Source organism: Pseudomonas sp. RL, assembly GCF_000647775.1.
GTDB classification, from domain to species: domain Bacteria; phylum Pseudomonadota; class Gammaproteobacteria; order Pseudomonadales; family Pseudomonadaceae; genus Serpens; species Serpens flexibilis.
The window spans coordinates 1-17792 of record NZ_JBOY01000022.1 but is presented as its reverse complement, the minus strand read 5'-3'; the positions used below and the strand labels follow the sequence as shown (position 1 = coordinate 17792).

Below are 17792 nucleotides of genomic sequence, written 5' to 3'. Positions count from 1 at the left end.
CAGGCACCGCTGACCAGCTGGCTGCCGCAGAACTTAGTTTTTCAACAGAATCGGCCGTTTGCTGCCTATCGCTACCGGCAGCAATGGGGCGGTCTCTGCCTCCGCGTCTCTGTCGCCCGCTGGTCAAGTCGGATGCAAGCGGGTGGTCAGCATCAATGCAATTGCCTGGTCAGATGAGTGCAATTTCGCAGTAGAAGTCCCATCAGGCGATCTCAGTTTCCGTCACACAGCGTCTGCCTAGAATCGAGCGCCTGAATTCAGGCCCCCTCACCAATTGCTACCAACGTAACCATGCAGGTAGGTGGGCGGTGGATTTTTCCACGTAGAACTCAACCTTCGCCTCTCTTCCATCACTCGAAAAAGATGGCGAGCCGCTGAGAAGCGGCCTTTCAACCACCTGCTTGGAGTCCATGCTCTCAAGGCTTATGGACTCACCAAGACCTAAAATTTTCCTTGCTATCGCCTGAACCTTTCTGCTCTGTCCCAGCTTAGCGTTGAATGTTTTTTTATCATGCCGGCTACCATCATCGTTCCATGAAACCTGCTTGCCTTTTGAGGATCGATGCTTAGTTTTGGCGATGTGGACGTGACATTTTGAATTGTTTTTTTGATCTTCCGCGTCTAACCGAGCAGACCAAACGCTATCAATTTCCCTCCAACTCCCTTCGAGGGAAATGGTTACGAAACTGAAGACCTCTGCTGGTAACGTCACGTACAGGTCGGTAATTTCATCAAGCTCGTCGCTTGACTCGGAATTCAATGCAGCTTTCAGGTAATCACTGAGGCTCATGTCTCTCACTACCTATTTCTGGGGCGTTCGCTCTGTCTAGATTTGTGTTATCAGGCGCAATTGAATAGATGCAGCAACCCACCCAGCGTCATCGACACTATCCACTGTATGACAGACCGGATTGAGCTGCGCACCCAACCCACTATGCCCATCCGTTCATCAACATGATGATCAGGAATTTTTCACCGAACCGCTCAAATCATGTCATAGATGCAGATGCTTATACTGCCGATCCCAAGAATTCCTTCTCCAGTGAATATTCTTGCGGGATTGTACTTTGAGCTCAGCAGGCTGATGACTCGGTCACCCCATCAGGAGCTCGCAGGGTAGTCCATCGATGAGTTGGCATCCGATGAACGCTTTCCAAATGTACTACCCCAGAGCTTCTGCCCAATCAACACTCGCGCTTGGATGCCTTCATCTCCATCCTCATTTTTTACTGACTCGATCTTCAGCAGAATCTTTTCAAAAGGGTTCGCTACCAGGATTGGCTCCATTCCTGCGAAATGCTTCTCATGAACGAACGAGCGTGAAGATGCGAGCGATCAGCTGTTAGAAATGCCGATGACTTTTTGTTGAGGCTGCCTAGATAACGTCGAACCTAAACTGCTTGGCGACGCAGCAGCGCAATGAAATAACATCATCCAACCTAGCCGAGTTATGTGTTGCCCGAGCCAACGACTGCACCTAGTATGGCAATGTGCTGTCAGCGGAGTTTGGGGCACCATCTGAGCACAATCAGGCAGCGATCTTCACTGCTGCCTGACTCAAACAAAACACCTCCGCGAAAGCCGGAGTGGTTCACTACGAGGTCAGGAATGCATATCGTGGGTGGCTTCTACCGTGAGCTGTGTCAGCTACCGGAGTGGGACGCGACCATGGGGTCCGGTGCACGTGCAGCATTGAGTGTCGCTGCACTCTCACCGAGCACGGAATTCACGACCTATGCTGCTGCTAGCGAAAGCATGGCAGTTGCGGAAATTGAGCGCCATGGCATCGCAGCCAACGTCGCGACAAGACCAAGTCCCATTGTTTTCGCCTATTTCCATCCTCTCTCATCTCCACATATAGAGCCAGGGCGTGAGAAATTAATCACTCAACCCTCCCTTCAGGTAACGGCTAATGCGGTTTTACGGTTCGGCTTCCTGGAGGGTGATGCTGTCGTCAAGGCGCGCCGTGCGGTGTATGACCCACAGACGTGGCGAAATCCGAAGCCATTTTCAGCTAACGGATCATCGGCAGATGAACTCGCCCTTGTTATGAATGAGTTGGAAATATCGAGTGCTACGGGCATAGAAAACATCGACCAGGCAGCCGATCACCTCATCCAAACCCATAAAGCTGAGGTCGTGGTCGTCAAACAAGGCCCCTACGGCGCCAAGGTATATGACGCCTCAGACAGTAGTAGCCACGTTCCAGCGTACCGCTCAACCCGAGTCTTCAAGATCGGAACTGGAGATGTGTTCAGCGCGGTATTTGCTCACTACTGGGCACAGATGAGAATACCGGCCCGTGATGCTGCAGACCTCGCCTCCCGTGCTGTCTCACTCTACTGCGAAACCCGCACATTCAAGTTCGAGCATGCTGCCCTAGCTGCTCGCCAGCCCGTCTTTGCAACTCGCGGGGCCACCGCTTGTATTGAAGCAGGAATCGACGCGATTGGGCAGCGTTACGCGCTGGAGGAAGCTCGCTTCGCGCTTAGAGAATTAGGCTTGAATGTAATTTGTCCAAATATTGAGCCCGCAATTCCTACCGGGAATTACGAGGCAATACTCGTTATAGACGATGCTCTCCCTCCAGAATCTGTAGGTCGCATTGCAGAGCATGCTGCTCGGGGCACACCTATCATCGTTCTCAAAGAACGGGCACAAAAGGATACACCATGGCCCGCATATACTTTAACAACACCGGACTTTACAACAGCTCTGTATCTCACAGCATGGGCGGCAGGCGAAGCTTTGTCACTAGGCATGCCTTAAACACTTAAAGCATCACCCTCAGGGTAGTGCAATGGAATGTAATCAGCTGAGGCTCAGTCCACACATGGCGGACGTATACATAATTTATGCCAAAGAGAACCGGGACACCGCAGTAAAGGTGCACGATTTGCTTTCCAAGTCTTGGTCTGTGTGGATTGACGACCGCATTGTGGGCGACTTCGCTACTGCCATCAAAGAAAACCTCAAGAAAGCAAAGTGCGTGGTGGCACTGTATTCAGAATTCGCAAGCAAGCCAGCGGTGACAGATGAGCTAAGGTTTGCCACCAACTACGGTAAAAAAATCATCCCGCTGCAACTTGACGATAGCGACCCTCCCTATTCTTTTGGGAACCTCAGTACCGTGAATTTCCAACATTGGTCAGGCGAGCCTGACCATGAGGTATTCAAACTACTTCAGATCAAAATCCAAGAAGTAGTACCCGCAATGCGGCCGGCCGAGAGACTATCCTCGCTTGAAAGCAACACACTGCCGATTCCAAGCATTTTCATGTCGGTATCTTCTCACGAGACCCAATTCAAGCCAGCAGAAGCATTGAGCGTGCTGAAGGCTCATGGCACGAAGTCGATTCTAGTGTCTGCGTACGACCTGAGAAGATCGGAGGACAAGGATCAGATGATTGAGGAGATCAAAGCTCATCGTGAGCGAGGAGGATTTGTTCTCATCGATTCAGGCAATTACGAGGCAGATCGTACCGAGGACAAGACATGGACGGCGACCGAGTTTCATCAGGCTCTGCTTGAGACGCCGCATGATTGTGCGTTTTGCTTTGACAACCTGGAACCAAGCAGTGATCTGGACATAGCAGTTGAGGAGGTCATTCAAGCGTTCGAGCGAGACAGACTACACACATCAGCTCCGGTGTATCCGATTGTGCACGTGTCGCAGGATGAAGAGGGGCTCAAACGCCTTCCATACATCGTTTTTGAAGTGGCCAATCGTATCCGTCCAGGTGTCATTGCCATAGCGGAGCGAGAGCTGGGCCCAGGCTTGGCACTTCGCGCTCGGACGATGAAGCGTGTCAGAACTCAGTTACAAAGTCTTCCTTTTTACCAGCCCATCCATTTGCTCGGCACAGGCAATCCTTGGAGCATCTCGGTGCTCGTGGCTGCCGGCGCCGACACCTTTGACGGTCTCGAATGGTGCCGGTTCAGCATCGACCCCACCAGAGGCCGCCTCCACCATTTCCAGCATTTCGATTTCTTCCAGCACTTATGGAATAGAACCCCTCTGCTTGACATCGTCGACACCGATCCGAATATCAAATATGCGGGCAAGGTGGCACTGTACAATCTGGAGTATTATGAGGAGTTTGGCCAACTGATGCAGTCTATGATTGCAAGCAACGATGCAACGTTGTTTGCAACAGGCACTGGACTGACCGCCCCTGAGCTTAAGAAGCTATTCCCGGAGATTTTTCAATGACCACCTATAGTGCCGAAGCCCTTTGCAGAGCGGTCGCGGCAGTCTGCCCAGACATCCGGGAGCGTATCGACACCGGCCCCGTCTTGGATGAACGACACCTATGGTGGGAGTTGTCGTGCTGCATCCTCAGCAGTCAGGTGCCCTACCCACTTGCAATGGCCGCCGCGGACAGGATCGACGCGCTGGGCTATCTGCGCATAAGTGAGCAAGATCACCTTAAGCTTGCTGATCAGCTGTTCGCGGCACTTAGTACCCCTCTAGATGTCGAAGGCAGGCGCCGGCTCTACCGTTTTCCGAGGGCAAAAGCGAACAACCTGGCAGCAACATGGCAGGCAGTATCCCACGCTGGGGGATCCCTCAAAGCCTTGATCAGCGAGGATGTAAATGGCGTGAGAGCCTGGCTTGTGACGAACGCCTCCGGGATGGGGCCCAAGCAGGCGAGCATGTTCTTGCGCAATTGTGGCGTTACCTATGACTTGGCCATACTGGATCGACACGTGCTCAATTACATGTCGGCTCAGGGTATCTGCTCAGGCGGGCAGGTATCAATTGCTGGACTGAATCAATACGGAAGATACGAAAACCGTCTTCGTGATCATGCCCAACAGATGGATTGCCCTGTAGGTCTTCTGGACTGGGCGATATGGATTGTAATGCGCGTCGCAAACCGCAAGCAGGAGGCTGTATTTTTATGAGCATTGTGACCCTTGTTTCCGGGGGACTAGACTCTACACTTGTCGCCAAACTAGCGCTTGAAAAGGGTCTGCGAATTTTTCCTCTCTTTGTCGATTACGGTCAGCGCGCACGCAATCGTGAATTTGCGGCCTGCCAGTTGGCGATGAGAAAGCTGGGACTACCTGAACCGGAGGTAGCAGCCTTATCGGGCTTCGGTAAGCTGATTCGATCAGGTCTCACAGATCCGAGTCTTCATATTATTGACGACGCCTTTACGCCTGGTCGCAACATGCTATTCCTGCTCACCGCAGCCGCGTATGCATACCAGAAAAATGCTGACGCCATTTCGATAGGCCTGCTGCATGAAAGCACTAGCCTGTTTCCTGATCAGACTTCTCACTTTCTTCAACAGGCTGAGCAAATGATCTCTCTATGTATGGGTAGATCTATCAAAGTGCTCGCGCCGTTATCCTCATTCACAAAGCAGGACGTTGTCGCTCTCGCCGAAGCCAAAGGGATATCTCAAACCTATTCCTGCCACCTTGGCGAGGACGAGCCCTGCGGGGATTGCATCGCCTGCAATGAATTTAAGTTTGGGGGAGCAGAGTAATGGGGGGGAGCAGCTCTGGAGGATGGAGTCGCCTTGGCGACGTCAAGTCGCTTGAACAAAAGGCCAAGGCGGCGCTGAACGAAGGTAAACGCAACGTATTCATCAGCTTTGCGACTGAGGACATGGATGAAGTCAATCTGCTTAGAGCGCAGACAAAAAACGAAAATAATGATCTTGAATTCAACGATCATTCTGTAAAGGAGGCTTATGATAGTGATCAAGCCGATTATATCAAACGGAAGATCACCGAACGCATCAACCGCTGTTCTGTGACAGTTGTCTATATTTCAGGCGATACAGCACAAAGCAAGTGGGTTAAATGGGAAGTAGAAAAAAGTTTGGAACTAGGAAAAAGAGTTATCGCAACTCACGCCGGAGACAGCTTTGACGGAGCGAAACCTAGTTGGATTTCTGAACGAGGAATCAAAATGGTACCTTGGTCTGGCCTAGCAAACGAACTCAAGTAAATCCATCCATACATGAGGCCCGGATTGGGCCTCGGAATTACAATCAGGATTCACGACAGCCCTTCCTCTCAAACTCATCTGGCCTTTTAGGAAGAGCATTGCCGGCACTTCCAATCAGGTGTTACACAATAGCGTCCGAGGCTCCGGCTGCGAAAATAATTTCCTCACAATTTTCACAGCTGGCAGTAGTTTATCAGCTGTCTTTTCGTGCTTCCCACTGAGTATGTTCACGAGAGAATGCATTCTCCGCGTCACCTACAAACTTTGATAGCTCCACATCCTCTTCCAGCCCGTATGCATCCTCACGAATAAGCGCAATCTCATTGGCTGTGAGTGCATATGAGGTCGATAGCTCTGTGAATCGCTTTGCCTGCATCCACGTCAAAATGCCAGCAGCGACAGTGATGAAAACATCCGTAGGAAAATACTGAAACGCGGGATTAGCAATCTTTGACGCCGCGCAAGCCAAAGCGATTAAGTTAGCTACGATCAGCCCGGTAAAAAACCATTTGGAGGCAGTGGAGTTGAATTTTGCCTTACGTTTGTACCACTCCAGCTGGTCGTTAATGCGGTGCTCAATGTAGGTATCGCGCCGTTGAGGAAAGGCCTGAGCCCTCATTTGTGTCATAGTGTCTGTGACTTGAGGTGCAGAAGCATGGCTGATCAGCTGGTTTGAGACACCAGGGTTTTGCTGCACGACGTCTCGTAGCCTACTGATTAACAGCGACCTTGATTCTTCGTCGCTCTTGTCGAAGGGTTCGGCGCGAGAAACATAGCGCCAAGTCATAGTTTTGATGGATTCTGCAACTGCTCGCCCTGAGTACCATGACTTTTCAGGTCTTTTCCAAGCCAGAAAAACGGAGCTGGCAAGCGCGAGCAGCAGAAACATGAATTGGATGAGCGCTGCGACCCAGTGAGGGTAGTTGATCACGGAGACAAGGGCTGCAAGCACTAGCAGCAAGAGATTACTGAAAAGGGCACCGAGAAAATATTTCTGAGCGTTGGCAGAAAGAGTATCAGCCGACTGGTATAACCCTGGGAAGTCCGTATTCTGCATTGTTAATCCTTGTAGCCAAGATATTTGTAGATCTCGGGCGAGTAATAGTAGTCACCTAACTGACTGTTGGTTGGGTGAGTCAAGGCATACTGAATAATCGCTGGTGAAAACGGCACAAATACTGCGCCAACATTCTTCAAGATCGGAGGACAGAGGTCAGCATTGAGATGACGACTACCGTCTAGGTTGATGCCGATGAGCTTACACCCCTTCTCCATGGCTACCTGGATCTCCCATCGCACATACTTGTGTTTAGATCGCGTGTCCTGCCCGATCAAAAGTGCGAAGGTGCCCGCTATATCAATCCGTTCTCGGCATTTGCGCTTAATGTAATCTTCGTCCTCCGAATTCAGCGCCATGTTCAGCTGACAATCTGCAAAATTGAAATCAATGCGCGTGTTATTTTTCCATGCTCGCATCAGCTCGTACATATGCCGATCGGTGCTACTGAAGCCAACGAACGTTCTAGGCAACCCCACTGTTCATCCCCTTTGCGAACTACGGTGTTTCTCGTCGTAATTTTTGACTTTACTTTTCATCCGACTTAAGCGTCGCCAGCCGCTCTTCCCGGATCTTGAAAAGTTCATCCTTCCCGGCCTCATAGGTATCGATTTCCCACTGGGCTTGGGCTGCGCCTCGAAACATCTGTTCAAAAGGCTCAGCTTTTTCAGGCTGTTCGCACGCAAAATAACAGTTGGCCATAGTTGCATAGATCCAACGTTTGTCAGGCCTCTCTAGGAAATTCTCGGAACTCAAAACAGGTTGTAGCGACTTCAGAATCATCTGACGGATCTTATGGGCACACATGAAATCAAAAATCTTCTCCGAACGCGCGGACTGAACCTGCGCGCGAAACTCGAAACACTGCGCCAGATTCTGCCCATTATAATAGTCACGCTTGACCTCAAACCCTCGACGATAATATTGAATCGAAGCATCAAGGGAAGATCGATCCCCCTCAAGTAACCACAGACGCTTGGTGATGGCCCCCGCAATGCCTACGGTTTCCGGATCATTGGACTCGTCGGGGTTCAGTTGTGCAATGATTTCGAAAGCTGACCGCAGAGCGGTGAGCTCGTCTGGCAGCTTGGACTTATAGGTGTTTAGCGCCAACTTCTGGAGAATGTTAGGTTCCCCGGGCCTCATTTCGCGGGCAGCAGAAAACTCCTGGCGAGCTAACTCGTGCTTGCTTTGACGCATGAAAGTTTCACCATCGCGCATGTGCCGAGAAAAGCGCTGATGCGCCTCCTCGGCCTCACCAAGCAACTCCTCATATTCCTCATCAGACATACGAGGCGAAAGCAGCTTGGGCAGGTAGGTATAGACCGGACTGTCAACAGCTTGAGCCGCCATTACAGATCCGATGAGCGTCCCCAAATCCTTGACCGCCCTTCTCGCCTCCCGCGCCAAGATGTCATCACCGAAATGCTGATATCGAAAAGTACTGATGTGATTTAGATCAAAGTATAATTTGCCCTGATCCTCAGTCATGATTATGGTCGAGTTAGGTCTGAGCGCATGACGTACGCCCAACTCATAAACAGCATTCACATTCCCTGTGGAAATGTCGGCAATTACCAAATCCGCCCTGAGCAGCATTTCGTACATTTTGACATCAATAATGCCTGACTGGGTGATTTCATCAGCCCTGATACACCTCAAACCGTTGCCCGAAACAGCTGGCTCAATGATAGCCTCGTAGGTAGCATCGAGATCTAGAACCCTACCTGTCTCGTATTCAACTTTCTTGCCAAAACCCATTACGACAAAGCATACCTTCATCACAATATCCCATTCCAACAAGGGGTTGAATGACTGCCCCCTGACATCATTGAAAATTCGGTTTGATGTTCCGGACAACATCGACACGGAGGGCGCAGCTCAAGTAGCCCGCGCTCATCAAGAAACCGAGGGCTGGCAACCCGAGCCCACGAGGGTTCAACGCAAAGCGGCAGGCGGGCCGAGACCCGTAACCTAAGCTGGTTTCTTACCATTTTTTCACATGTCTGCCACTGGCCCTGAACAGACTATCCTCCAACCCCTGCCTTGAGCAATCCTGCCTGGGAGAACAAATGCCATCGGCGAAACAGAATTTTCTTATTGGCCAACTAATTAAACGACATTTAAACGCCCAGCACTTGCCCTTAGACGCTCATTCACCCTCAAAAGCCCCTCACATTTTCTTTTATAGAAGTCAGTTTCAGCCTCATAAACAGCAATCTTCGACAACGCTTGATCTCTTTCTTTTCGCATGACTTCAACCTGTTTCCTCAATTCTCCATTTATTACCCTCAGCGTCTTTTTTTGCGTTGACGCGAACACCTCAAGCTCTGATGCTTCTCGAATACTAGAGTTATGAGCGTCGATTGCATCACGAACATGAGAATTCCATGGACTATTGAGGGCAACATTACTTTTCAAGCCCGCACCAGACCAAACGTCCTTGTAAGACCATAGCGCATCTGGGTTTTCCTTCCCCAGTTGCTCAATAACTTTCAACATTGCCTCAGTATTTTTTACCTTCAGGGCCTCTCTATTTTCCTTGAGGCCTACCAAGCTGCCACGAGGTTTTTTATTATTCATAATTTAAGCCGTCCATTTGACTGAGCAATTTATCAATTTCAGAGATCCTGTCATCTAAATGGGCCACCTTTAACGGCTGACCAGAAAAGAAGTCTCTCATTCTTTGATTCTCGCTCTTACGCCAGGTCAAGGTTCGCCTCATACCTTCAGCGGGAATAATAGAATTATTACAATCCGCCGGACGACAGTTTGCACTATCCCCCCCACAAAGCGCCTTCTTGGATCTAAACATACACAAGCCATCATCCATCTGCTCAATAAGCGCTTTCTTGGATAGACTATCCAAGAGCCGCTCTCTATCATCGGCAGGCATACCCATAAAAGCCTTCCTATAACCCTCAACTTCATCAGCACCACCACCAATAATAGGGACCTGAGCCAGGATAATTTCGTCGTACTTCTCTCTAGATAGGGTGAATTTCTCCTGCTGCAACTCAGAGTAGAGATTTAAGTCACCGTAATTCTTCGTCATCTCAATATCAAAGTGCTTCAATTGATCTTGAAGCGCAACCAAACCAAGACCACTCCTAATCATAAGTCGCGAGAACTTCTTTCTAAACTGATGTGTCGCAACCGGCCACACCTCCCCATCGAATTCCACACAATGATGTTCAGCATATTTTTTTAAGGCGCCATTTATGGTAGAAAGCGAGATCCTTTCACCAGTGTTTAGGTAGCCCGAGAAAAGAAAAGAATTTCCTCTCTTATAACGATGAGCTAAGCCTTGTTCAAGCGCCTCCAAAACACGTTCGACGTAAGGAATAGTTTGCCAGAGGTAGCTAGTAGCATCATGCTGCAATTTATTCGTTTTCGACATCAAGAAATAAAAATACTTAACCCCACCATCAACGCTAACCGGCCGCACACTCCAATTATTAGCACGACCAACCTTGAGATGGGCCATCTCATGGAACCGCATACCTGAAAACATCGCTATCAAAATATAACCAGCCACAAGGAGCCTTGACTCCAATGTCTTTACTTGATGCGAAGAAGAAATACCATATCTATCCCAAGGAAATGGATTAATCACCTCCAAAGAATGCTTATGCTCACCTGTGGGCAACATCTTTCTAGAAGCTGCTCTTCTAGACTTATATTCCTTACGTTTCGCCCTTATTTCCTCCAATTTGCCAGCAATAGATAAATCATCTATCGCACATAGAATTAACTGCTTCGCAACCGAGTCCGGCATCTCTGGTGTAGTCTGATATTTTCTAGGTAGTTTTTTCTGCGCACGATCCTTAGCCCATTCCGTTTCACTGCGACTATCTCCAAAAGGCCAAGTACACAATCCGTCAGTAAGCTTTCCAGATTGCTCATAGAGCCACGAGAGCCCATAAACTCTTGACTTAAGCGTCCTATCCGTAATCAATCCTCCAGCTTTATTTGCGGACTCAGCCACCCAATCCTGAAACGCCTGAAAATCAAGATCGATAACACCAGAAAATCTGTCGATCCCCGCCCCTCTCATGAACCTTAAAAGATTTCTGACCCCCTTTGTCATTGCAACGCAAATAGTTGACCACTTGGGATATGTAGAGGGAGGATCAACCAACAATGAATAACAATACTCCTTAACCGAACTCAAATAACACTCATAACCCGGCATGGTTATGTCACTGCCATCCTCAAAATGAATCTGGCTGAACCTAAGAGCAACGGCCCTTGAGCGTAAACCTGGATACTCAGCAGAAAAATCCCAAACATTATCCTTATAAAATGACAATGTCGATATCTTAATTTTCGCTCTAACCGACTCCGACACACCCTTGAGATTAGTGTAAAAGCCCAGTTCATTATTCAACTCCCGGACAATATCTCTCGCAAATAAATATAGAGGAGAGCCTAAACGATCAACCATGCTTTCTCTCCTCATACAGGGAAATATCCCACTCCGGGATTGGAAAAGTCAGAGCCTCAGACCTTATTCTCTCAATAACGCCTGAGTCATATTTTACAAGTATATAATTCTCCCAAATGAATCGCTTCTCAGAAGTAGCCTTCCTGTGCTCCAAATCGGTTATATCTCCAACCTGCAAAAGATAATCATGGAAGGCAATGAAGCAGAAGTACTTCTTTATATCAAGAAAGGTTATTATTAAATTCTGACATCCCAAACACACCTCGCTACTAGCACTACATAAGGACCCAGTTTTCTGCCCAGAAACAGGAGATTTCAACGGATCCCTGCAGTGATTTAAAAGAGCCTCGTGCATTCCTTGAGTACTCTCACTTGCTTCCAGAGACTCGCTAATCAAAGAGCCATCTTCAGCAGAGGAAAGTCGAACAAAAACTGCATCCTGATGAACTGCTCGTCGGGTCAGAAAGATTGGATCATCTAACCGCCTCAAATAATCAGCAGTTGTTGAAAGCCTGGCATGTCCTAATAACGCCTGAAGATAGTTCATATCTTCAGTCCTTAAGTATTCACTCCAAGCCATTGCTGGACGAATCAGTCGCGCCTGAATAGATAAAGGCTTACCATCACTGCTTGTTAATGCATGTTTTCGTGAAAAAGCTTGAAGAGCCCTTTTAAATGCAGAGCTACCTAGAGGCTGGCTAACCTTGAAACGATTGGTGTTTGCAATCCACAACTCATCTTGGCCGTCTTCCCTAATAGACTCGGTAATAGCACTCACCCGTTTAATTATCATCGCAGGCCAGCCATCGTTGCCTTTATCAGTAGGAATGGTCATTCCTTTCTTAAAAGACCGATACTTTTTCCAGTTAATCATGACACGACCATCATTCAACGGGTCAGGAACCAGGCAGTCTATTGTCAGGCGCTGGACAGTAGATGGATTCAACTGTGTTCTAATCAAGAGCAACAAGTAATATGGAATCAGGTCCTCTGCTTGAACCCAGCGATATACGCCCAACTCCTTGTAAAAATCCTTTATCCTTCCCCCAAAATATTCTTTCAAAGCCCCCCAGAACTCTGGCGCAATCTTCTTCAATTCACTGCCAGATAGAGCTCTGCAACCTAATTTGTTTTCCCAGTACCAGACAAGATAATCTTTCTTTTTCCATGGCGTACGGTAATTGATAGGACAGGGCAACCCCAAATACTTTGGTTTATAATCAGGGCCAGCACCTATGCGGTCATAAAATTCGCTCAAATACTTGACACTGCCATTTTTACCATCCAGCGCCGTAGACTGAAAAAAAGCCTGCCCTTTTGGCAGCTTGTAAAGTGCATTGCTATTAAGCCTCATACATCCACAATTATTCTCCCACCACCAGATTCTATATTCTTCACTGGCCCAATATGACCTACTGCCAGACGGACCAATAGGAGCCACATCTTCTAATGGCGGAGCTATTCCTATCCATTTAGGCTGATACGTCTTCTCAAACTTAGACGCGCTTTCACGCATCCCACGCACAGCCGCATTGAGAATACCTTTCAACTCTTCCTGATCGTATCCAATACAGGACGAGACAAGCGAGTTTGACTTGGGAAACGCATTACGAACGGGAATAAAACTATCGCTAACCTTATAATGGCTACTCATTTGCAAAAATACGGGTGAAATTTTTCGATACATAGAGGCCGCAGTTGAATAGCTTAAACTTTTATCCTTTTTTAGCCATTCCGCAAAGTATCGCAGCGTATCCCCTGAGAGCTGCTCCGCTCTATAAATCAGAACACTTTCAAGAAATTTAAAGAACCTTGGAAGTATCTCGATAATCGCCAACCGACTTAAATGCCCCATCATATTTCTTCGCCTGTAAATAGCCCACACCACTACTCCGAGCACATCCCGAAATGAATCAGAGTATGGCTTGCCACTTAAGTCATATGCATATATTTTCGCCGTGTTCTTACATTCCGCAGTGAATTTAAGCTCTGTTTCAGCACGTTCCTCAGCCACAGTAAGAAAATGAAGAGAGCTAGACCTGTTTTCATCCATTAGCAGCCCCTATCAATCTATCAATCTCATCCTGTAGAGCTCTATATGTCCCAGCGTAGGAAATCAGTAAAGCCGTATCGACATAGAAATTCCGAGTCGTGTTCTCATTGGAGTGCCCCATTAAATTGGCCAGCCCCGCCAGATCTTTATTCAAAAGGTAATGGTAAGTACCGTATGTATGTCTTAACACATGAGGTACGGTCTTAACCCCAATCCTCTCACTTGCCCTGGTAAACAACTTTTCTATCCAGTTAGCTGTCAACCTTCGACCTTTTTCACTTAAGAAGAGCACATCATCTACAACATCATTTCCAGCGAGCGATTCTATTTTTTCTACAACTCTTTGCCTGTCAAAATCTACGTACTGCCAAAACTTAACAAGCAGCTTATTGGGTATCAAAACCAGTCTTGCTTTCCCACCCTTTCCGATAACCCTCGCTGGGGTCGAGTGTCCTCTTAGATTAACCTCGGGCAGATCTTTTAAAGGAAACCCTACTACTTCAGATATCCTAAGTCCCGACTGAAGCATAAACGCTCCAATCAACTTATTCCTTAGCCTTACTTCTGAATTTGCGAACCCCGAAACCTCGGAAAGGGTATCAATGAACTTAACGGCAGTTTCCAAGATAAGAAATTTTGTATGATCTTTTATTTTTCTTGAGTGATGTCCTTTGGTGTTATATTTTTTCCGCAACCCGCCGTATGAGCTAGCGACCTCAATTGGATTCAAATCGGGGCATAACTTTTTCTCATAACACCATACAAGATAGCGATAAGCACCTGTCGCTCTTGCATTTACAGTATTCCAGCTAAGCGGCACTCCAGATGCCTTTCGATAACCACAGAGTGCATCTACGTAGCTGTCAAAGACATCATCCGTAACATCTATAAGTTCAATTCCGGAGTTTTCCGACCAAACCAAAAACTCTTTAATATGTTCCGCGATAGTTTTCATACTTTTCGGCATTAATCGGCGGGACAAAAACCGCATGTAGGCGTTTGCCTCGCTATATGGTTCAGCTGAATTATTGAAAAACTGCGGAATTTTATGTGAGAGCTGTGAGAGCCTCGAATCGTGACTACTGCGAAAGTCAACATTGACAATCAGAACCATGTACTCTCCTCTGTGACCTGTCGCAAAGTCAGTACAAAACAAAGATAAGCCCGGAACGGCTAAATCCAGTTACTCAATTTTTTAAGAAACAAAACTTCGGAACTTTGCGGAAACGCCGAATACGCCTCGGTATCGCGAAATAGCTAATCTGCAACACTGATGGTTGCTGGGCTGCATATTTCGAGAAAGGATCTTCTCAGACCATTCGTAGAAGCTAGGCTGGCGGTGATATCAGTTTACATAGATAGCTGCCAGGCCAAGTCATACTAACAGGGCATGCGCCAGGGCAACGACATCGGCACCCAGTACCGCTCGGTGATCCACTGCCACGGCGACGAGCAACTGGACGCCGCCCGGGCCAGCGGCGACGCCTTCGCCCGCGCCCTGGCCCGCGCCGGATTCGGGCCGGTCAGCAGCGAGATCGTCGCAGCGCCGCCGTTCTACTACGCCGAACCGGAACACCAGCAGTATCTGGATCGCTATCCCCACGGGTACTGCGGGCTGCGCGGCACCGGGGTGTGCCTGCCGTAATCAGCCGCCGAAGCTGCGCGCCAGGCTCTGCACCTGTTCCCGGTGCTCGGCGATCAGCGCCAGGCGGCCCTGCTCGTCCAGCCGGTTGTCCGGCTCGGCAAGCTTGCGCCAGGCGGACAGCTCGGTGAGCGGCGGCAGCCCGCTGTTCGGCTCGCGCTGCAGCCTGGCGTGGTACAGCGCCAGGTTCACCACGTCGATCACCTGCAGGCGTGCTCCGCTGTCGCGTTGCCAGTCGCCGGCCTGTTCCAGCACGGCGATGTACTCCGGCTCCACGCCCCAGCGCTTGAGCAGCAGCAGGCCCAGCGAGCGGCCGAACTCGTGGCACAGCCGGCGGTAATGCTCCAGGCTCACCGGTTCGCGGGTGTCCATGAAGGCGGAAAGCAGCACCAGGTTGCCCACGTCGCTGAGCAGGCTGGCCAGCAGCGCCTGTTCGGGCACCACCCCACCCACCTCGCGGGCCAGCACCGCGCTGGTGCTGGCCTTGAGCACCAGGTAGCGCCAGGCATCCATGTACAGCAGCTTGTAGGTCGGGTTGTGCAGCACCGCCAGGCTCTTGAGGCTGTGGGCCATGGTGATGCTGCCCACCTGGCGCAAGCCCAGCAGGCTGATCGCCTCGCGCAGGCTCTGGGTCGGCTTGGCGCGGCGGTACAGGGCGCCACTGGCATGTTTGATGAGCAGCGCCGCCAGGCCGGGATCGCGGCTGATCAGCCGCTCCAGTTCGGCCTGGGTGGTTTCCGGGCGCGACAGCGCCGAACGAATCTGCAGGGTGAGCTGCGGGAGGCTGGGCAGGGTTTCCTCGCCCTTCATCATCGCGGCCACCAGGCTCCGATAAATCGTGTAATCACTGCTCATGACCATCAACGCTCGGCAATCAGCCAGTCCAGGGTCCACCCGCCCTGGCTCTGCCCCAGGGTCTGGGCCAGCCAGGGCAGCAGTTCGCGCAGTTCCTCCTCCAGGCCCCAGGGCGCGTTGCTGATCACCAGCCCCGAGCCGGTGAGACGCTCGGCGTCGTCCGGGTTGTGCACGTACAGCTCGGCACGCAGCAGCTTGGGCGCCCCACTCTTCTCCAGGCGCTGGTAGAAGCGCTTGAGCTGGCGGCGGTCCTTGATCGGGTACCAGATGGCCACGATGGCCTGACGCATGCGGCCGTGGGCCTCGTCGAGGGCCTGCACGCAACGCTCCAGCTCGTCCGGTTGTTCGAATGGCGGGTCGATCAGCAGCAGCACGCGCTTCTCGCGGGTCGGCAACAACGCGCGCGGCACGAACCAGCCTTCGCCACGGTGCACGGCGACGCGACGGTCGCCGCGCATGTTGTCCTTGAGCAGCTCACCGTCCGCCGGGTGCTTCTCGTTGAGGTGCAGGCGGTCCTGCTCGCGGCTGAGCACCCGGGCCAGCTCAGGCGAACCGGGGTAATGGCGCAGCTCGCCGTCAGGGTTCATGGCCCGCAGCACGCCCAGGTAGTCATCCAGCAGGGCCGGCACGCTCTGGGCCTGCCACACGCGGCCGATGCCCTCCAGCCATTCGCCGGTACGGCTGGCCTGGTCGCCACGCAGGTCATAGAGCCCGACCCCGGCGTGGCTGTCCAGGTAGGCGAAGGGCGTGTCCTTGCGCGTGATCAAGGCGATCAGCCGCGCCAGGGTGACATGTTTGAACACATCGGCATGGTTGCCGGCGTGAAAGGCGTGACGGTAGTTCATGGGTCGGGACTCCTGGGGTGGCGCAGTTTAACAGGCCGCTGCCAGGCCCGGCGCATCCTAACGGCCCGCGACCGCCGCGCATAACAACAAGAAGAATGGAGACGATCCCGATGCTGACCCTGCTGCGCTTCCTGCCGCTGCGCCTCACCCTGACCGCGCCGGTCATGCTGATCGCCGTGTTGCTGATCCTCGTCATCCTCTGGCAACTGGCCTTCGTCAACCAGCCGGCCGCGCATCTGGCCGCCCGGTATGGCACGGCCAACCGCATGGCCGACCAGTTGCTGGCGGCTGCCGCCGAGCAGGCCCGCGAACGCGGCCTGGGCGCGGCGCTGCTCAGCCGCCTGGCCGAGGGCGACGGCGATCCGGCACTGGCCGGGCGCCTGCCGAACCTGCGCGCCCAGGGTGATGCGGCCCTGACCCAGGCCCTCGCGCTCGGCCAGGAGCTGGCGGACGACTCGCTGCGCGCCAGCCTGGACCAGGTGCACGCCGCCTGGATCGCGCTGCGCGAGGCCCGCCGGCGGATCGATGACAGCGCACCGGGCCAGTTGGCCATTCCGGCGTCCGAGTGGGTGGCGACAGCCACCGCGCTGATCGACAGCGCGGCGCGGCTGCGCGATACGCCGTTCCTGCCGAACAGCGCGCTGCAGAGCGCCGCGTTCAAGAACACACAACTCAAGCAGGCGGTCTGGCTCGCCTCTGAATACGCCGGCCGCGAGCGCGCCCAGCTGGCCATGGCGATCGCCAGCGCTCGGCCGCTGCCGGAGGCGACCCGTCAGGAACTGCTCGGCTTTCGCAGCATCGTCGAGCGCCAGCTGGCCTACCTGCGCGACGTCGGCCTGCCCCTGCTGCGCCAGGGCGCCGACACCGGCATCGACGGCGCCTGGGCGCGGGTGCAGGCGGAGTTCGTCGAGCGCTTCGGCGCCGCGCG

16 protein-coding genes and 1 pseudogene are annotated in these 17792 nt (G+C 51.5%); 7 read left to right on the top strand and 10 right to left on the bottom strand.

Features of this window, described 5'->3' with window-relative positions; all coding sequences use genetic code 11:
• Positions 1-277 precede the first annotated feature (277 nt).
• On the bottom strand, positions 278-790 hold the full coding sequence (locus tag AS93_RS20545) for a DUF6367 family protein (protein ID WP_162172914.1): 513 nt from the start codon (positions 788-790) through the stop codon (positions 278-280).
• 818 nt (positions 791-1608) lie between these two features.
• On the opposite strand from AS93_RS20545, the gene AS93_RS20165 reads away from it, so the two are divergent.
• The 5 genes from AS93_RS20165 to AS93_RS20160 all read left to right on the top strand — a co-directional run bounded on the left by AS93_RS20165 (position 1609) and on the right by AS93_RS20160 (position 5965).
• Complete coding sequence (locus AS93_RS20165) at positions 1609-2769, top strand: carbohydrate kinase family protein (protein ID WP_081798215.1); 1161 nt, start codon at positions 1609-1611, stop codon at positions 2767-2769.
• Between the two features lie 64 nt (positions 2770-2833).
• Positions 2834-4213, top strand: coding sequence for a toll/interleukin-1 receptor domain-containing protein (locus AS93_RS0104730; RefSeq protein ID WP_027589530.1), 1380 nt, complete (start codon positions 2834-2836; stop codon positions 4211-4213).
• Positions 4210-4908, top strand: a complete 699-nt coding sequence (locus AS93_RS0104725) for a DNA lyase (RefSeq protein ID WP_027589529.1) — start codon at positions 4210-4212, stop codon at positions 4906-4908. The genes AS93_RS0104730 and AS93_RS0104725 overlap by 4 nt, the downstream gene beginning before the upstream one ends.
• Entirely contained in the window at positions 4905-5498 is a 594-nt protein-coding gene (locus tag AS93_RS0104720; protein ID WP_027589528.1) for a 7-cyano-7-deazaguanine synthase, read from the top strand. The genes AS93_RS0104725 and AS93_RS0104720 overlap by 4 nt, the downstream gene beginning before the upstream one ends.
• Positions 5498-5965, top strand: a complete 468-nt coding sequence (locus tag AS93_RS20160; RefSeq protein ID WP_081798214.1) for a TIR domain-containing protein — start codon at positions 5498-5500, stop codon at positions 5963-5965. The genes AS93_RS0104720 and AS93_RS20160 overlap by 1 nt, the downstream gene beginning before the upstream one ends.
• Positions 5966-6158: 193 nt before the next feature.
• On the opposite strand, the gene AS93_RS0104715 is transcribed toward AS93_RS20160, so the two are convergent.
• The 7 genes from AS93_RS0104715 to AS93_RS20140 all read right to left on the bottom strand — a co-directional run bounded on the left by AS93_RS0104715 (position 6159) and on the right by AS93_RS20140 (position 14636).
• Complete coding sequence (locus AS93_RS0104715) at positions 6159-7022, bottom strand: DUF4231 domain-containing protein (protein ID WP_027589527.1); 864 nt, start codon at positions 7020-7022, stop codon at positions 6159-6161.
• A 2-nt stretch (positions 7023-7024) separates the two neighbouring features.
• Positions 7025-7501 (bottom strand): TIR domain-containing protein, encoded by a 477-nt coding sequence (locus AS93_RS0104710; RefSeq protein ID WP_027589526.1) that lies wholly within the window; start codon positions 7499-7501, stop codon positions 7025-7027.
• Between the two features lie 49 nt (positions 7502-7550).
• Positions 7551-8885 (bottom strand): DUF4071 domain-containing protein, encoded by a 1335-nt coding sequence (locus AS93_RS18720; RefSeq protein ID WP_228455420.1) that lies wholly within the window; start codon positions 8883-8885, stop codon positions 7551-7553.
• Positions 8886-9134: 249 nt separating this feature from the next.
• Positions 9135-9605, bottom strand: coding sequence for a hypothetical protein (locus AS93_RS20155; RefSeq protein ID WP_228455404.1), 471 nt, complete (start codon positions 9603-9605; stop codon positions 9135-9137).
• Positions 9598-11469, bottom strand: a complete 1872-nt coding sequence (locus tag AS93_RS20150; protein ID WP_161594795.1) for a tyrosine-type recombinase/integrase — start codon at positions 11467-11469, stop codon at positions 9598-9600. The genes AS93_RS20155 and AS93_RS20150 overlap by 8 nt, the downstream gene beginning before the upstream one ends.
• A complete protein-coding gene (locus AS93_RS20925) occupies positions 11462-13522 on the bottom strand; it encodes a hypothetical protein (protein ID WP_177324721.1) in 2061 nt (686 codons plus the stop codon). Before AS93_RS20925 ends, AS93_RS20150 begins: the two co-directional genes overlap by 8 nt.
• A complete protein-coding gene (locus AS93_RS20140; RefSeq protein ID WP_081798210.1) occupies positions 13515-14636 on the bottom strand; it encodes a site-specific integrase in 1122 nt (373 codons plus the stop codon). The genes AS93_RS20925 and AS93_RS20140 overlap by 8 nt, the downstream gene beginning before the upstream one ends.
• A gap of 270 nt (positions 14637-14906) precedes the next feature.
• On the opposite strand from AS93_RS20140, the pseudogene AS93_RS18715 reads away from it, so the two are divergent.
• A pseudogene (locus tag AS93_RS18715) lies at positions 14907-15167 on the top strand (peptide-methionine (S)-S-oxide reductase); the annotation flags it as partial.
• On the opposite strand, the gene AS93_RS0104690 reads toward AS93_RS18715, so the two are convergent.
• Positions 15168-16019, bottom strand: a complete 852-nt coding sequence (locus tag AS93_RS0104690) for an HDOD domain-containing protein (RefSeq protein WP_162172913.1) — start codon at positions 16017-16019, stop codon at positions 15168-15170. It abuts the pseudogene before it with no gap.
• A 5-nt stretch (positions 16020-16024) separates the two neighbouring features.
• The gene (rlmJ, locus tag AS93_RS0104685) at positions 16025-16864 is read right to left on the bottom strand and encodes a 23S rRNA (adenine(2030)-N(6))-methyltransferase RlmJ (protein WP_027589523.1); all 840 of its coding nucleotides are present in this window, start codon (positions 16862-16864) and stop codon (positions 16025-16027) included.
• A gap of 110 nt (positions 16865-16974) precedes the next feature.
• On the opposite strand from rlmJ, the gene AS93_RS18710 reads away from it, so the two are divergent.
• The coding region (locus AS93_RS18710; protein ID WP_037008522.1) for a hypothetical protein at positions 16975-17792 on the top strand (818 nt) is incomplete at its 3' end.

Bases quoted from the DNA above. Each gene is read 5' to 3' on its own strand.
- AS93_RS20545 (WP_162172914.1), bottom strand. From the start codon at position 790: ATGAGCCTCAGTGATTACCTGAAAGCTGCATTGAATTCCGAGTCAAGC.
- AS93_RS20165 (WP_081798215.1), top strand. From the start codon at position 1,609: ATGCATATCGTGGGTGGCTTCTACCGTGAGCTGTGTCAGCTACCGGAG.
- AS93_RS0104730 (WP_027589530.1), top strand. From the start codon at position 2,834: ATGGCGGACGTATACATAATTTATGCCAAAGAGAACCGGGACACCGCA.
- AS93_RS0104725 (WP_027589529.1), top strand. From the start codon at position 4,210: ATGACCACCTATAGTGCCGAAGCCCTTTGCAGAGCGGTCGCGGCAGTC.
- AS93_RS0104720 (WP_027589528.1), top strand. From the start codon at position 4,905: ATGAGCATTGTGACCCTTGTTTCCGGGGGACTAGACTCTACACTTGTC.
- AS93_RS20160 (WP_081798214.1), top strand. From the start codon at position 5,498: ATGGGGGGGAGCAGCTCTGGAGGATGGAGTCGCCTTGGCGACGTCAAG.
- AS93_RS0104715 (WP_027589527.1), bottom strand. From the start codon at position 7,022: ATGCAGAATACGGACTTCCCAGGGTTATACCAGTCGGCTGATACTCTT.
- AS93_RS18720 (WP_228455420.1), bottom strand. From the start codon at position 8,885: ATGTTGTCCGGAACATCAAACCGAATTTTCAATGATGTCAGGGGGCAG.
- AS93_RS20155 (WP_228455404.1), bottom strand. From the start codon at position 9,605: ATGAATAATAAAAAACCTCGTGGCAGCTTGGTAGGCCTCAAGGAAAAT.
- AS93_RS20150 (WP_161594795.1), bottom strand. From the start codon at position 11,469: ATGGTTGATCGTTTAGGCTCTCCTCTATATTTATTTGCGAGAGATATT.
- AS93_RS20925 (WP_177324721.1), bottom strand. From the start codon at position 13,522: ATGGATGAAAACAGGTCTAGCTCTCTTCATTTTCTTACTGTGGCTGAG.
- AS93_RS20140 (WP_081798210.1), bottom strand. From the start codon at position 14,636: ATGGTTCTGATTGTCAATGTTGACTTTCGCAGTAGTCACGATTCGAGG.
- AS93_RS0104690 (WP_162172913.1), bottom strand. From the start codon at position 16,019: ATGAGCAGTGATTACACGATTTATCGGAGCCTGGTGGCCGCGATGATG.
- rlmJ (WP_027589523.1), bottom strand. From the start codon at position 16,864: ATGAACTACCGTCACGCCTTTCACGCCGGCAACCATGCCGATGTGTTC.